The organism is Pseudomonas sp. IT-P44 (genome assembly GCF_949768225.1).
GTDB classification, from domain to species: domain Bacteria; phylum Pseudomonadota; class Gammaproteobacteria; order Pseudomonadales; family Pseudomonadaceae; genus Aquipseudomonas; species Aquipseudomonas migulae.
In genome coordinates this window covers 79,781-92,544 of sequence record NZ_CATKQM010000004.1, presented here as the reverse complement: position 1 = coordinate 92,544, position 12,764 = coordinate 79,781, and the positions used below count along the sequence as shown (strand labels likewise).

Here is a 12,764-nt window from a genome sequence, read left to right as displayed (position 1 = left end):
ACCCTGTGGGAGCGGGCTTGCCCGCGATAGCGTCGGAACAATCAACCATATGTTGAATGTACCGGCCTCATCGCGGGCAAGCCCGCTCCCACAGTTTTTTTGAGTTTATAACTACCGCTCGATACTACGATTCCACCGCGCATTCCACGCCGGGCGCTGTTCGTTGACCTGGTCCCAGTCGATGGCAATCGCCGTCGTCAGATACTGCTTCATCGCTTCGACCTGGCCCCGTGTCTTGTCCGTGGTCGGGGTGTTCGGGTTGGACGGGATCTGATCGCCATCTTCAAGTGCAGCGGCTTGCGCCTCGGGGGTCAGCAGAAACGCGGCGAGTTTCTGCGCCAGTTCCGGCTGGGTATTGTTGGCGATGGCGCATTCGGCAACGTTGAGCACCACTGCGCCTTCCTTCGGTTGCGCATATTCGACCGGCATGCCTTTGAGTTTCAGCGCGGTGACCTGGGTCGGCGTCAGCGGGAACAGCGCCGCTTCGTCGGTCTGGAGCATTTCGGAAATCTTCGCCGAGCTCGGAATGTATTCCAGCACGTTGCGCCCGACGGTGTTCGGCCATGCCTTGAAGCCCGGCTCGACGTCGGTTTCGCTGCCACCCTGAATCCGGTTGAACATCAGGAAACCGTGCAGGCCAAAGGTCGAAGAAGCCATCGACTGGAACACCAGTTTGTCCTTGAAGCGCGGGTCGGCCATGTCCATCCACGAGGTCGGCGTCGCCCAGCCTTTTTCCTTGAACAACCGCGTGTTGTACGCCAGCCCCGTGACACCGAGGCTGACCGCCACGGCCTGGTCCTTGATGCGGCCCTTGGCCGGAATCTGCGCCAGGGTCGGGCTGTCTTCGAGTTTGTCGCACAGGCCCATGGCGATGGCGCGGTACATGATGCCGTCGTCGAGGAACATCACGTGCATTTGCGGGTTGCCTTTGCTGGCCTGGACCTTGGCCAGAATATCGGCGGACGTGCCGGGCACGATCACCACTTTGACGTTGTTGGCCTTCTCGAAAACCGGCAGCACCTTGTCGGCGTAGAGCCGTTCCATGGTCCCGCCGTTCATGCCGAGGTAAAGCGTCGGTTCGGCCTGGGCCTGGGTGACCGTGAGCAGGGCGCTCAGGCACGAAAGTCCGAGCAGTGCAGTGCGTTTGACGTTATTCATTGGCGCGACCTTCCTCTATCAAGCAACGGAGATGGAGTGAAACCGGGTGATGGAAAACGCATCCAGCGACGTGGTTGAGGCGCCGCTGCAGATGATCTCGGTGAGCGCCTGGCCCACCGCTGGACCGATCTGGAAACCTGCGCCGGCAAAGCCGAACGCGTGCAACAGACCGGGTTGAGTGCCACTGTGCCCGATCACCGGTTGGCGATCGGGCAAGTAACCTTCGGTGCCGCTCCAGGTACGAATCGCCTGGGCGCCTTCAAGAAACGGATAAAGCTCTACGGCTTGGCGCAGGATTTCGATCACCGCGTGTTGACCGGGGCGGGCGCGCGCGCCGTCGAGGGCAAACCCCTGGCCGCCGCCCAACACGCAATTGCCGCGCGCGACCTGACGCGCATAAATACCGCCGCCCTCGACGCCGGTGCTGGCATCCATCACCCATGGCAAGGGTTCGGTGACCAACATCGCCGGGTGCCCGGCGTGCATCGGCACCGCTTCGTCGAACTGCGCGGCAAGGCTGCCGGCCCATGCGCCAGCGCAGTTCAACAGCCAAGGGGAGTGCAGCTCTAAACCGTTTTGCGTGCTGACGCGAAAGCGCTGACCGTCGTGCTCCACGGCGCTCACCGCGCATTGTTCGTGGACTTGCGCGCCGTGGCGCTGTGCTGCCCGGGCAAACGCGGGTGAAACCAGTCGTGGGTTGGCGTGACCATCATCCGGGCAAAACGAGGCGCCGACCGCGACGTCGCCGACCCACGGAAAACGCGTGCGTAATTCACCGCGATCAAGCACCTGCAAATCGAGGCCGAAACCCTGACTGCTGGCGGCATAGTCCTGCAATGCGCGCAGGTCGTTGAGGCTGCGCGCCAGTTTCAAGTGGCCGCTGCGCTGGTACTCACCGTCGATGCCGATCAACTGCGGCAACTGCCCCCAGATCTCGTGAGCCTGTTGCGACAGCGGCAGTTGCGACAACGGTCGGCCCTGTCGCCGCACGCCGCCGTAGTTCACGCCGCTGGAGTGCGAACCGCAAAAGTCGCGCTCCAGCAGCGCCACGCGACGGCCTGCCTTGCTCAGGAAGAGCGCGGCGGAAGCACCGACAATGCCGCCGCCAATGATCACTGCATCGACCTCGATCATGGCTCGACCTCCAGACCAAACGGCAACGGTTTGATCGGTGCCTGCGCCCGCAGGCGGCCGATGTCAGAGACGCTTCGCTGACTGGCGCAGGCAATGATTTCTGCGGCGGCAGCGCCACACATGCGCCCCTGACAGCGACCCATGCCGACCCGGCAATGGGCCTTGACCCGGTTGATTTCCCAATGGCCCTCGCGCACGACGTCGCGGATGTCACCGGCGCGCACTTCTTCGCAGCGGCAGATCATCACGTCGTCCGGCGTATCGGCCGCCCAGTTTTGTGGAAACACGAAAGCGCGTTCCAGGCCTTGGCGAAAGCTATCGATTCGTTCAAGTGCCTGCTCCAGTTGCACGCCACGCTTGGGCGCAACCCCGTGACCCATGTCTTCGAGCAAGGCGAGGGCGGCCCGTTCGCCGGCCATTTCCGCCGCGTCGGCGCCCATGATGCCGGCGCCGTCGCCGGCCAGATAAACCTCGGCGACACTGCTGCGACCGGCGCTGTCACGCTGCGGCAGCCAGGCGCGGTTGAGCGGGTTCCAGGCGAATGCGCAGCCGAGCAAGTCGGCGAGTTGGGTTTCACTGCGCAGGCCATGGGCGAATGCCACGGCGTCGCAGTTCAGTTGATGTTCACCGTTTGAGTTGGCCCAACTCAGCGACTGCACGCGGTGTTCGCCATCGACGCGTTTCAAGGTTGCACCCTGATGCACCGGGATGCCGTGAGCGGTCAGCCAGCTGCGGTAATAAATGCCTTTGGCCAATGTGGCCGGTTGCGCCAACAGATCGGGCAGGGCGCGGGCCTGGGCGCTGAACGGCGAGCTGTCGAGCACCGCGACCACGTTCGCGCCGGCCTTGGCGTATTGATACGCCACCAGATACAGCAATGGTCCGCTGCCGGCGAACACCACGCGCTCACCGATGGCGCAGCCCTGGAATTTCAGGGCGATCTGCGCAGCGCCGAGGCTGTAGACGCCCGGTAGCGTCCAGCCTTGCACCGGCAAAATCCGGTCGGTGGCGCCCGTGGCGACAATTACCCGAGAGAACTCCAAGCGTGCGGCGCGCCGCTCGTGCAAGGTGTCGAGCGCTCCGGCCTCGGCGTTCCACACCAGGGTTTCAGGGCGGTAATCGAGCTGCTCGCGCAACTCATCAATCGTCTGGTGCAAGGCTTTCGCCTTGCGCGCTTCGAAGCCATACAGCTTGACCGCCGAGCGCTTGAAGTTCGCTGGCTGCCGCCGATAAATCTGCCCGCCACCGCGCGCGGCTTCGTCCAGCAAAACCGGGCGCACACCATGCGCCACCAGCGTCTGCGCCGCACGAATCCCGGCCGGCCCGGCCCCCACAATAACCACCGACTTCATACCCAACCCCCTGTAGGAGCCGGCTTGCCGGCGATGGCGGCCTCACATCCAACACCCATGTCGGCTGACACACCGCCATCGCCAGCAAGCCGGCTCCTACAGTTGATGGGGGTTGGTCGCGAATTTTGTGCTCGACACAGCTCCCCTGTAGGAGCTGGCTTGCCAGCGATGGGGCCCTCACATCCAACATCGATGTCGGCTGATACACCGCCATCGCCAGCAAGCCGGCTCCTACAGTGGATTGGTGTTGGTCGCGAATTTTGTGCTCGACACAGCTCCCCTGTAGGAGCTGGCTTGCCGGCGATGAGGCCCTCACATTCAACATCCATGTCGGCTGATACACCGCGATCGCCAGCAAGCTGGCTCCTACAGTTGATTGGGGTTGGTCGCGAATTTTGTGCCCGGCACAGCTCCCTTGTAGGAGCTGGCTTGCTAGCGATGGGGGCCTCACATCCAACACCCATGTCGGCTGATACACCGCGATCGCCAGCAAGCCGGCTCCTACAGTTGATGGGGGTTGGTCGCGAATTTTGTGCTCGGCACAGCTCCCTTGTAGGAGCTGGCTTGCTAGCGATGGGGGCCTCACATCCAACATTCATGTCGGCTGATGCGCCGCCATCGCGAGCAGGCTCGCTCCTACAGGGGATCCGGGTTGGGGAGATGTAATGTGTGTTCATAGTGATCGCCCCGGTTCGCGGCTGATTTGTTCGCCGGCTTCTAGCAGCGTCGAGCACGCGCGTACTCGCCGGCCATCGCCCAGGCGAACCCAGCAGTCCTGGCACGCGCCCATCAAGCAAAACCCGGCGCGGGGCTGTGCGCTGAAATCGCTGCCGCGCAAGTGTTCGCTACAGGTCAGCACGGCGGTCAGCACGGTGTCGCCGAGCAGCCCGCTGGCCGGTGCGCCGTCGAGGGTAAAGTTCACGGCCGGGCGGTCGCCTTCGGCCAGTCGTTTCAGCAGAGCCATGGCGCCCTCATTGTTTACCCACCAGAACCCGATCCAGGCCGTAAACCCGATCAAGCAGAATCATCGTCAGCGCAGTCAGCGCGATCACCAGGGCCGACACCGCCGCCATCATCGGATCGATGGACTCAGTGGCGTACACGTACATACGCACCGGCAAGGTTTGCGTGGCCGGCGAGGTGACGAAGATCGACAGCGTGACCTCGTCAAAACTGTTGATGAACGCCAGCAGCCAGCCACCGGCGACCCCCGGAAGAATCATCGGCAAGGTGATTTGGCGAAACAGCGTGAAGCGCCCGGCACCCAGCGATTGCGCCGCGTGTTCGGCGCTGCGATCCAGGCCAATGGCCGAGGCCAGCACCAGTCGCAGCACATACGGCGTGATCACCAGCACGTGGGCGAAAATCAGCCAGGCGAAGCTGCCGTTGACGCCCATCAGCGCAAACAAGCGCAGCAGTGCCACGCCCAACACCAGATGCGGAATGATGATCGGCGACAGAAACAGGCCATTGAAAAAGTCCCGTCCGGGAAACTCGAAACGGGTGATTGCCAACGCTGCCGGCACCGCAATCAGCGTCGCCAGACTGGCCGCGCTAAACGCCAGGATCAGGCTGTTGTAAAACGCATCGACAAAGTCGGCACGCTCGAACACCGCACGGAACCAGCGCAGGGAAAACTCCGTGGTCGGCAGGCTCAGGGTGTTTTCCGGGGTGAACGCCACGAGGCAGACCACCACCAGCGGCGCCAGCATGAACACCACCACCAGGGTATGGAACAGCAGGGCGAAAGGACCGTTCTTGGACATGACGAGTTATCCCAATGACTTCTTGTAGCGGCCTTCGATCATCCGGTTCCACGACAGCATGATCAGCAGGTTGAGCAACAGCAGCGCGACGGCGATGGCGGCGCCCATCGGCCAGTTCAGCTCCGACAGGTACTGGTCGTAGATCAGCGTGGCGACCATCTTGATCCGCCGCCCGCCGAGCAGGCCGGGAATGGCAAAGGAGCTGGCCGCGAGGCCGAACACGATCAACGTGCCGGACAACACGCCGGGCATGATTTGCGGCAACACCACCTGGCGCATCACCGTGAAGTGACTGGCACCCAGCGACATCGCTGCTTGTTCGGCGGCCGGGTCGAGTTTTTGCAGCGAAGTCCAGACCGGAATGATCATGAACGGCAGCATCACGTGAACCAGTGCAATCACCACCGCGAACGGCGTGTACAACAGCTTCATCGGTGAGCCGCCGAAGGCTTGCAGGGTCTGGTTGACCAGGCCGTCGGCGCCGAGCAAGAGGCTCCAGCCGAAGGCGCGCACCACCACCGAAATCAGCAACGGCGTGAGGATCAGAATCAAGAAAATCGAACGCCATGGCGCGCCCATGCGGCTGAGGATGTAAGCCTCGGGCACGCCGATCACCACGCAGAGCAGGGTGGTCAGGGCGCTGATCCAGAACGTGCGCAAAAAGATTTCGTAGAAGTACGGATCACCCAGCAGGCTGCTGTAATGGTCGACGGTGTAGGCGTCGCCGTTGATGCCCGAGCTGTAGTCGAAGACGTTGAACGACAACACCAGCGTCAGCAGCAGCGGGATCACCAGCAGGCAGACGTACAACGCCAGCGCCGGTGCCGATAACAAATAACCCTGACGTCCCTGGCGAACAGCCACGAGCGTACTCATGCCGACACCTCGTCGACACTCAGCACCCGCAGCAGCGCCGCGTCCCAGTCGAGGCCGACCGGCGTGCCTTCGTTCAGCGGTGCCGAGCCGTCGTTGCGGCGCACCACGCTGAGTTCGCCGAGGCTGGTCGAAACGCCGTACAACCATTGGCTGCCGAGAAAGAAGCGGCTGACGATCCTGCCTGGCAGGCGGCCGTGATCTTTGTCCCGCAGATCGATTTTTTCCGGACGCAGGCTCAGGGTCAGTTCACCGCCGCTGCGCACCTGAACCACACCCGCACTGTCTCGTTCGCCGGGCAGCAGATTGGCCTTGCCGACGAAGCCGGAAATGAACTCGGTGCGCGGGTGTTCGTAAAGGGTGTAGGGCGCGTCGATCTGGGTGATGCGCCCGGCCTGCATCACCACCACGCGGTCGCTGATGGACAGCGCTTCGGACTGGTCGTGGGTGACCATCAACGTGGTGATCCCGACTTCGCGCTGGATGCGGCGGATCTCGAATTGCATCTCTTCACGCAGGTTGGCGTCGAGGTTGGACAGCGGCTCGTCGAGCAACAGCACCGGCGGCTCGATCACCAGGGCGCGGGCCAGCGCCACACGCTGGCGCTGGCCACCGGACAGTTCTCGTGGGTAACGTTCTGCGTGCTGGTCCAGACGCACCAGTTTCAACACCCGATCCACGCGCTGCTGCAACTCGCCGTTGGGCACTTTGCGCATGCGCAGGCCGAAGGCGACGTTGTCTTTGACGGTCATGTGCGGAAACAACGCGTAACTCTGGAACACCACGCCCAAGCCACGGCTGGCGGGTTTGGCGTGGGTGATGTCGCGACCGTCCAGCAGAATGCGCCCGCTGGTGACTTCGACGAAGCCGGCGATCATTTGCAGGGTGGTGGTTTTGCCACAGCCGGAAGGGCCGAGCAGGGACACGAACTCGCCTTTCTCGACCGAGAGGTGAGTGGCGACGACGGCATCGATGTCGCCGTAACGTTTGCCGAGTCCTTCAAGTTGCACAAAAGCCATAACTGCGCTCCACCTGAGATTGTTATGCGCGGCCTGAGGTCGCGCTTTTTTGTATGGGCAGATACGAAAGGGTGTTGCGGGGTGCGTTGGCGCTCGACTTGAGTCGGCTGCCGCTGTTGTTCGAATCGCCCCTGTGGACGCAGATTAGGACGAAGACTAGGATGGGCTCAATGGCCTATTTCACTGAAGCGATGACTATTTTCAGTTTCATTCGGTGAGTAAATTAATTGTCGAGAAATGGCATGACTGATTCCATTGAGCGGAATGAAAACAAAAATGAAGTCGGCGTCGGTGCGGTCTCCCGGCTGTTTGCGGTGCTGCGCAGTCTGGGTGACACCGTCGAGGGCGGGGAGCGCGTGACGCAACTGGCCCAGCGCATCGGTCTGTCGCAACCGACCACGCACCGTTTGCTGCGCAGCCTGATGGACGAGGGCATGGTCGAGCAGGACGTTCGAAGCAAACGCTATCGCCTGAGCCTGGATTTTTTTGCGCTGGCGGCGCGTGCCGGCAATACCGGAAACCTGCGCGAACTGGTGCGGCCGTCGTTGCTGCGGTTGTCGGCCTCGCTGGGGGATTCTTTGTTTCTACTGGCGCGCAGCGGGTTTGATGCGATCTGCCTGGACCGCAGTGAAGGGCCGTTTCCGATTCGCACCTTTACCGGCGACATCGGCGGGCGGGTGGCGCTGGGCGTGGGCCAGGGCAGTCTGGCGATTCTGGCGTTCCTGCCGGAAGAGGAGCGCGACACGGTGATCCATTACAACCTGCCGCGGCTGAAGGATTTTCACCTGTACGACGAGGTGTTCCTGCGTTCGGAAGTCGAGAACGTGCGCGCCCTCGGTTATGCCGGGCGCAACACCGGCGTGCTGCAAGGCATGGCCGGCGTGGCGGTGCCGATTCTGGATCGCGAGGGGCGTGCGGTGGCGGCGTTGAGTGTGGCCACCGTGAGTGACCGATTGGGCCCGGATCGCTTGCCGACAGTGGTGGAGATGCTCAAGCGCGAAGCAGCGCTGATCGGGCCGCGGATCAATCCGTTTGATCCGTTGTTGCGGCGGCCGTCCCAAGTCTTCGGCCAAAGCTGAACACACCGCAAATCCCTTGTAGGAGCCGGCTTGTTGGCGATGGCGGTGTGTCAGTCAAATCAATGGTGACTGATACACCGCCATCGCCAGCAAGCCGGCTCCTACAAGGGGTGGTCAGAATTGCACGGTTTGCTTGAGCATCTGCGCCGCAGGCGTATCGCTCGGGCTGACCATCGCGTAGTTGTAACCACTCCCCGACCAGTACTCAGCCTGCAACCCGCCGTCACTGCGACTGCCCCGCGGCAGCAGGAAGTTTTTCGGTCCTGGCGGGCGCACGTAGAAGCTGACTTTGTGCCCGCTGCGGTCTTCATAAACCACCATCGCCGCCGGCCCTTGCTCAGTGCTGAGCAAGCGCCCGCTGACCGGTTTGAACCCCGCGCCTGAAAGGTCCGGCAAGCGATGGGCCTGCGTGAAATAGCGGTCGAGCCAGCCCTGCATATCGCCGTCATCGCTGACCTTGTAATCCGCCGGCAGCATGCCTTGCTGGGCAAACAGCCGATAAGCCTGCATCGCATCGGCCATCGGCGCCGCCGCGCTGAGGAGGGTCATCTCCCGCGCCTTCCAACCGCTGAAGCCGCCGATGCTCACGGCAATCAGCAACACCGCGGCGCTGGCCAGATGGCGGCGTGATTGGCGTTTGAGGCGTTGGCGAATCAGTGCCGGGTCGAGGGCCGGGTTGGCGGGTTGCTGCAACGCACCGCTCAGGGCCGCGCGCAGTTGCTGGGCGTCCTGCTGCCAGGCGCGAACCTGTGCGGATATTTCCATGTTGCCGGCCAGAAAAGTCTCTACCAGACGTCGGTCGTCATCATTGAGCTGGTGGTCCACATACGCGTGCAGGTCACGCTCGCTCGGGGGCATGCTGATCATTTGAGTCTCCGCAGGGAAGGGCGGGTGATTTCGCCGTCGCTGAGTTGGCGCAAGGCCTGGCGGGCGCGGGACAGGCGCGACATGACGGTGCCGACGGGGACGTCGAGAATCTCGGCGACTTCCTTGTAGCTCAGGCCTTCGACCGACACCCAGAGCAGCAGCGCACGCTGTTCGGTGCCGAGCTGATCGAAGGCTTGCAGGGTCGATTGGGCGATCACGGTGCGCTCCACCGACGGTTGGGTATCGTCCCGTCCGGTAAAGAATTCGAGCATCCGCGCATAACGCCGGGAGCGCCGGTGAGCGTCGAGAAATTGCCGATACAGAATCGAAAACAGCCAGGCGCGCAAGTCGCCTTCGGGGCGTTTGTCGCCCCAACTCGACAACGCCCGCTCCAGACACGACTGCACCAGGTCGTCGGCGCTGCTGGGGTTGCGCGTCAACGACACGGCAAACCGGCGCAATCCGGGAATGATTTCTCTCAGTCGTTCGTCGATCTCGTTCATGAAGTTCTGGCTAGTCACTACGCTGTGGACTAGAGAGACGCCCGGCACTGAAGGTTATTCCACGCCTGAAAAAATAAATACCGCACGATGGAATAAACGTTCGCGGGGTTCGTCTGCTTGATCCTTCTCACTTGTGGCCGATGGCCCTGGAGTCTTTCATGGTAGATCGCTCATCACCGCCCACCCGGCCCCCCTTGAGTGCCGCGAGCCTGACGTTGCGTCTGGCCGGTATTGCCGTGGTGGTCGCTGCAGTGGCCGGGGCATTTGCCTACGTCAACGGCACCTTTGACCCACAGCGACTGACCCCGAAAAAGCTGATCAACGTGCTGGAAACCAACAACGGCGTGCACCCGGGCTTCCGGCGCAATCACTCCAAAGGCGTGTGCGTGATCGGGCATTTCGAGAGCAGTGGCGAGGCGCGCAGCTATTCCAGCGCTCAGGTGTTCAATGAGGCGCGGACCCCGGTGGTCGGGCGTTTTGCCTTGCCGGCCGGCAACCCTTATGCGCCGGACAGCGCCGTGCCGATCCGCAGCCTGGCGCTGCGCTTCACCCAGGCCAACGGCCAACAGTGGCGCACCGGGATGAACAGCATGCCGGTGTTCCCGGTGGGCACACCCGAGGCGTTCTATCAATTGCAGCAGGCCCAGTCGCCGGACCCGGCCACCGGCAAACCGAACCCGGCAGCGGTGCCGGCGTTCTTTGGTGCGCACCCGGAGGCCGGACCGTTCCTGGCCTGGATCAAAACCGCCAAGCCGTCCGCCAGTTACGTGACGGAAACCTATAACAGCGTCAATGCGTTTTACCTGGTCAACGCTGCCGGGCAAAAGCAAGCGGTGCGCTGGAGCATGGTGCCGTTGGTGCAGGACGCGGCAGGTGCCACGGCGCCGGAGGGTGGCGATTTTCTCGAGAAAGACCTGCTTCAACGGATTGCCTTGGGGCCGCTGCGTTGGCAGTTGAACATCACGCTGGCCAACCCCGGTGATCCGGTCAACGACGCCAGCAAGGCCTGGCCCGACGGTCGCAAAGTGGTGAACGCCGGCACGCTGGTGCTCGAAAGCACCCAGCCGCAGCTCAATGGCGAATGCCGGGACATCAACTACGACCCGCTGGTATTGCCCGCCGGTATCGAAGGTTCCGACGACCCGTTGCTCGCCGCTCGCTCCGCCGGTTACGCCAGTTCCTACTTGCGCCGCACCAGTGAAGTCAGTCAGTTGCCCGCCGCCAAACAGGAGGCACAACAATGAGCAACCAACCGAACCACTTCGCGCCGCTGGCGCGACTGCTGCACTGGCTGATGGCGCTGATGATCATTGCCATGCTGTTTATCGGCGCGGGCATGGTCGCTTCCGTCTCTGAGCGGCACGAGTGGCTGATCCATCTGCACAAACCGTTGGGCATCGCCATTCTGCTGCTGGTGATCGTGCGCATCGCTGTGCGCTTTTCCACCCGGCAACCTCCATTGCCGGCAGACTTGCCGGGCTGGCAAGCGCTGGCGGCCAAGGCTTCGCATGTCTTGCTGTACGCCTTGATGTTGATCCTGCCGCTGCTCGGCTGGGCGATGATTTCGGCGGCGGGCGACCCGGTGATGCTCAGCAGTTCGTTGCAGTTGCCGTCGATTGTGCCGGCGAATGCGCAGGTGTTTGCGTTCCTGCGCAAGGCGCACGGGTATCTGGCGTACCTGCTGTTTCTGACCGTGCTGCTACATCTGGCGGCGGCGTTGTTTCACGGTTGGGTACGGCGTGATGAGGTGCTCGACAGCATGCTGCGGGGCAACAAGGACCGCGGTTAACCGGCTTGCGTGGCGCATCGGGCGGATGCGCCACTTTTCAGCGTCAGCCACCAGTAACCCAATGCCACGGCGTTGATCCCCGCACCCAACAGGCATACCCCGAGCCACCCGGCCCAGGCGTACATCGCCGTCGAGCCGATCGACCCCAGCGCGCTGCCAATTGAATAAAACAACATGTACCCCGCAGTGAGGCGGCTTTGCGCTTCGGGGCGCACGCTGTAGATCATGCTTTGGCTGGTCACGTGCACGGCCTGCAAACCCAGATCCAGGGTGATCACCCCCAGTAACAAGGCCCACAAAGAGGATTGAGTCAGCGCGATCGGCAGCCAGGAGGCCAGCATCAACAACAATGACAAACCGCTGACCCACTGACCTAAACCACGATCAGCCAAATGCCCGGCACGCGCGGCGGCCAGTGCTCCGGCGGCGCCAGCCAGTCCGAACAAGCCGATTTGTGTGTGGGACAACGACAGCGGCGGGGCACTCAGCGGCAACACCATGGGCGTCCACAGCACCATGGCACTGGCGAAGGTCAGTAATGCGAGCACCGCCCGTTGACGCAACACCGGTTCTTCCGTGAACAACCTGAACACCGAGCCGAGCAATGCGCCATAGGAACTGGCCGGTTGCGTGTCCTCGTGTTTGGGCAGCACACGTAACAGCAGCAACGCCATCACCAGGGTCAACCCCGCCGACAACAGATAAATCGAGCGCCAGCCGGCCAGGTCGGCCATGCCGCCTGCCACCGTCCGAGCCAACAAAATGCCGACGACGATGCCGCTGGTGACCACGCCGACCACACGCCCGCGCTGCGCCGGGATGGCCAATGTCGCGGCGTAGGCCACCAACACTTGGGTGACCACCGCCAACAACCCGGTCAACGTCATCCCGAGCAACAGCCAGGTGCTGTTCGAGGCTAACGCGATCATCAACAACGCCAGCGCCGACAACAGGGTTTGCGTGACGATCAGGCGTCGTCGGTTCAGCAGATCGCCGAGCGGCACCAGCAACAACAATCCGACGCCGTAACCGATCTGGGTGAGCGTGACGACGATGCCGATGGTGGCGGGGTCCATGGCAAACGCCTCGGCCATCGCATCGAGCAAGGGTTGCGCGTAGTACACGTTGCCGACGGCCAGTCCGCAGGCGACGGCGAACAGCAACACGACGCCGCTGCTGAGTGTTGTGTGAGTGGGCTTCATGCCGGGCTCCAAAAGTGGTTTC

The 12,764-nt window shown here is 62.8% G+C and carries 13 protein-coding genes; 3 read left to right on the top strand and 10 right to left on the bottom strand.

Annotated elements, in window-relative coordinates; all coding sequences use genetic code 11:
- Positions 1–111 precede the first annotated feature (111 nt).
- From ACM6IO_RS01325 to ACM6IO_RS01295, 7 genes are all read right to left on the bottom strand, one after another.
- On the bottom strand, positions 112–1,158 hold the full coding sequence (locus tag ACM6IO_RS01325; protein ID WP_008029601.1) for an ABC transporter substrate-binding protein: 1,047 nt from the start codon (positions 1,156–1,158) through the stop codon (positions 112–114).
- 18 nt (positions 1,159–1,176) lie between these two features.
- On the bottom strand, positions 1,177–2,292 hold the full coding sequence (locus ACM6IO_RS01320) for an NAD(P)/FAD-dependent oxidoreductase (RefSeq protein WP_414910759.1): 1,116 nt from the start codon (positions 2,290–2,292) through the stop codon (positions 1,177–1,179).
- Positions 2,289–3,644 carry an FAD-dependent oxidoreductase gene (locus ACM6IO_RS01315; RefSeq protein WP_414910758.1) on the bottom strand — a complete coding sequence of 452 codons (1,356 nt, stop codon included), beginning with the start codon at positions 3,642–3,644 and terminating at the stop codon, positions 2,289–2,291. Before ACM6IO_RS01315 ends, ACM6IO_RS01320 begins: the two co-directional genes overlap by 4 nt.
- 673 nt (positions 3,645–4,317) lie before the next feature.
- Positions 4,318–4,608 (bottom strand): (2Fe-2S)-binding protein, encoded by a 291-nt coding sequence (locus ACM6IO_RS01310; protein WP_008041223.1) that lies wholly within the window; start codon positions 4,606–4,608, stop codon positions 4,318–4,320.
- Positions 4,609–4,615: 7 nt separating this feature from the next.
- Positions 4,616–5,410: an ABC transporter permease gene (locus ACM6IO_RS01305; protein WP_192229204.1), complete on the bottom strand. Its 795-nt coding sequence runs from the start codon at positions 5,408–5,410 to the stop codon at positions 4,616–4,618.
- Positions 5,411–5,416: 6 nt separating this feature from the next.
- On the bottom strand, positions 5,417–6,286 hold the full coding sequence (locus ACM6IO_RS01300) for an ABC transporter permease (RefSeq protein ID WP_008041222.1): 870 nt from the start codon (positions 6,284–6,286) through the stop codon (positions 5,417–5,419).
- On the bottom strand, positions 6,283–7,302 hold the full coding sequence (locus ACM6IO_RS01295; protein ID WP_008041220.1) for an ABC transporter ATP-binding protein: 1,020 nt from the start codon (positions 7,300–7,302) through the stop codon (positions 6,283–6,285). Before ACM6IO_RS01295 ends, ACM6IO_RS01300 begins: the two co-directional genes overlap by 4 nt.
- A 242-nt stretch (positions 7,303–7,544) precedes the next feature.
- Here ACM6IO_RS01295 and ACM6IO_RS01290 point away from each other — a divergent pair, with 242 nt between their 5' ends.
- Entirely contained in the window at positions 7,545–8,381 is an 837-nt protein-coding gene (locus tag ACM6IO_RS01290) for an IclR family transcriptional regulator (RefSeq protein ID WP_008031920.1), read from the top strand.
- Between the two features lie 114 nt (positions 8,382–8,495).
- On the opposite strand, the gene ACM6IO_RS01285 is transcribed toward ACM6IO_RS01290, so the two are convergent.
- Positions 8,496–9,248 (bottom strand): anti-sigma factor family protein, encoded by a 753-nt coding sequence (locus tag ACM6IO_RS01285; RefSeq protein WP_414910757.1) that lies wholly within the window; start codon positions 9,246–9,248, stop codon positions 8,496–8,498.
- Positions 9,245–9,751, bottom strand: coding sequence for a sigma-70 family RNA polymerase sigma factor (locus ACM6IO_RS01280; RefSeq protein ID WP_280161725.1), 507 nt, complete (start codon positions 9,749–9,751; stop codon positions 9,245–9,247). The genes ACM6IO_RS01285 and ACM6IO_RS01280 overlap by 4 nt, the downstream gene beginning before the upstream one ends.
- A 158-nt stretch (positions 9,752–9,909) precedes the next feature.
- On the opposite strand from ACM6IO_RS01280, the gene ACM6IO_RS01275 reads away from it, so the two are divergent.
- Together ACM6IO_RS01275 and ACM6IO_RS01270 are read left to right on the top strand one after the other, a co-directional pair.
- Complete coding sequence (locus ACM6IO_RS01275; RefSeq protein ID WP_192229207.1) at positions 9,910–10,995, top strand: catalase family peroxidase; 1,086 nt, start codon at positions 9,910–9,912, stop codon at positions 10,993–10,995.
- Entirely contained in the window at positions 10,992–11,540 is a 549-nt protein-coding gene (locus ACM6IO_RS01270; protein WP_414910756.1) for a cytochrome b, read from the top strand. Before ACM6IO_RS01275 ends, ACM6IO_RS01270 begins: the two co-directional genes overlap by 4 nt.
- Here the strand turns inward: ACM6IO_RS01270 and ACM6IO_RS01265 are convergent.
- Positions 11,537–12,742, bottom strand: coding sequence for an MFS transporter (locus ACM6IO_RS01265; protein ID WP_223414398.1), 1,206 nt, complete (start codon positions 12,740–12,742; stop codon positions 11,537–11,539). The two genes, ACM6IO_RS01270 and ACM6IO_RS01265, sit on opposite strands and share 4 nt — an antisense overlap.
- Positions 12,743–12,764 lie beyond the last annotated feature (22 nt).

What these genes read in the sequence shown, in the direction of transcription:
- ACM6IO_RS01325 (WP_008029601.1), bottom strand. Translation starts at nt 1,158, where the DNA reads ATGAATAACGTCAAACGCACTGCACTGCTCGGACTTTCGTGCCTGAGC.
- ACM6IO_RS01320 (WP_414910759.1), bottom strand. Translation starts at nt 2,292, where the DNA reads ATGATCGAGGTCGATGCAGTGATCATTGGCGGCGGCATTGTCGGTGCT.
- ACM6IO_RS01315 (WP_414910758.1), bottom strand. Translation starts at nt 3,644, where the DNA reads ATGAAGTCGGTGGTTATTGTGGGGGCCGGGCCGGCCGGGATTCGTGCG.
- ACM6IO_RS01310 (WP_008041223.1), bottom strand. Translation starts at nt 4,608, where the DNA reads ATGGCTCTGCTGAAACGACTGGCCGAAGGCGACCGCCCGGCCGTGAAC.
- ACM6IO_RS01305 (WP_192229204.1), bottom strand. Translation starts at nt 5,410, where the DNA reads ATGTCCAAGAACGGTCCTTTCGCCCTGCTGTTCCATACCCTGGTGGTG.
- ACM6IO_RS01300 (WP_008041222.1), bottom strand. Translation starts at nt 6,286, where the DNA reads ATGAGTACGCTCGTGGCTGTTCGCCAGGGACGTCAGGGTTATTTGTTA.
- ACM6IO_RS01295 (WP_008041220.1), bottom strand. Translation starts at nt 7,302, where the DNA reads ATGGCTTTTGTGCAACTTGAAGGACTCGGCAAACGTTACGGCGACATC.
- ACM6IO_RS01290 (WP_008031920.1), top strand. Translation starts at nt 7,545, where the DNA reads ATGACTGATTCCATTGAGCGGAATGAAAACAAAAATGAAGTCGGCGTC.
- ACM6IO_RS01285 (WP_414910757.1), bottom strand. Translation starts at nt 9,248, where the DNA reads ATGATCAGCATGCCCCCGAGCGAGCGTGACCTGCACGCGTATGTGGAC.
- ACM6IO_RS01280 (WP_280161725.1), bottom strand. Translation starts at nt 9,751, where the DNA reads ATGAACGAGATCGACGAACGACTGAGAGAAATCATTCCCGGATTGCGC.
- ACM6IO_RS01275 (WP_192229207.1), top strand. Translation starts at nt 9,910, where the DNA reads ATGGTAGATCGCTCATCACCGCCCACCCGGCCCCCCTTGAGTGCCGCG.
- ACM6IO_RS01270 (WP_414910756.1), top strand. Translation starts at nt 10,992, where the DNA reads ATGAGCAACCAACCGAACCACTTCGCGCCGCTGGCGCGACTGCTGCAC.
- ACM6IO_RS01265 (WP_223414398.1), bottom strand. Translation starts at nt 12,742, where the DNA reads ATGAAGCCCACTCACACAACACTCAGCAGCGGCGTCGTGTTGCTGTTC.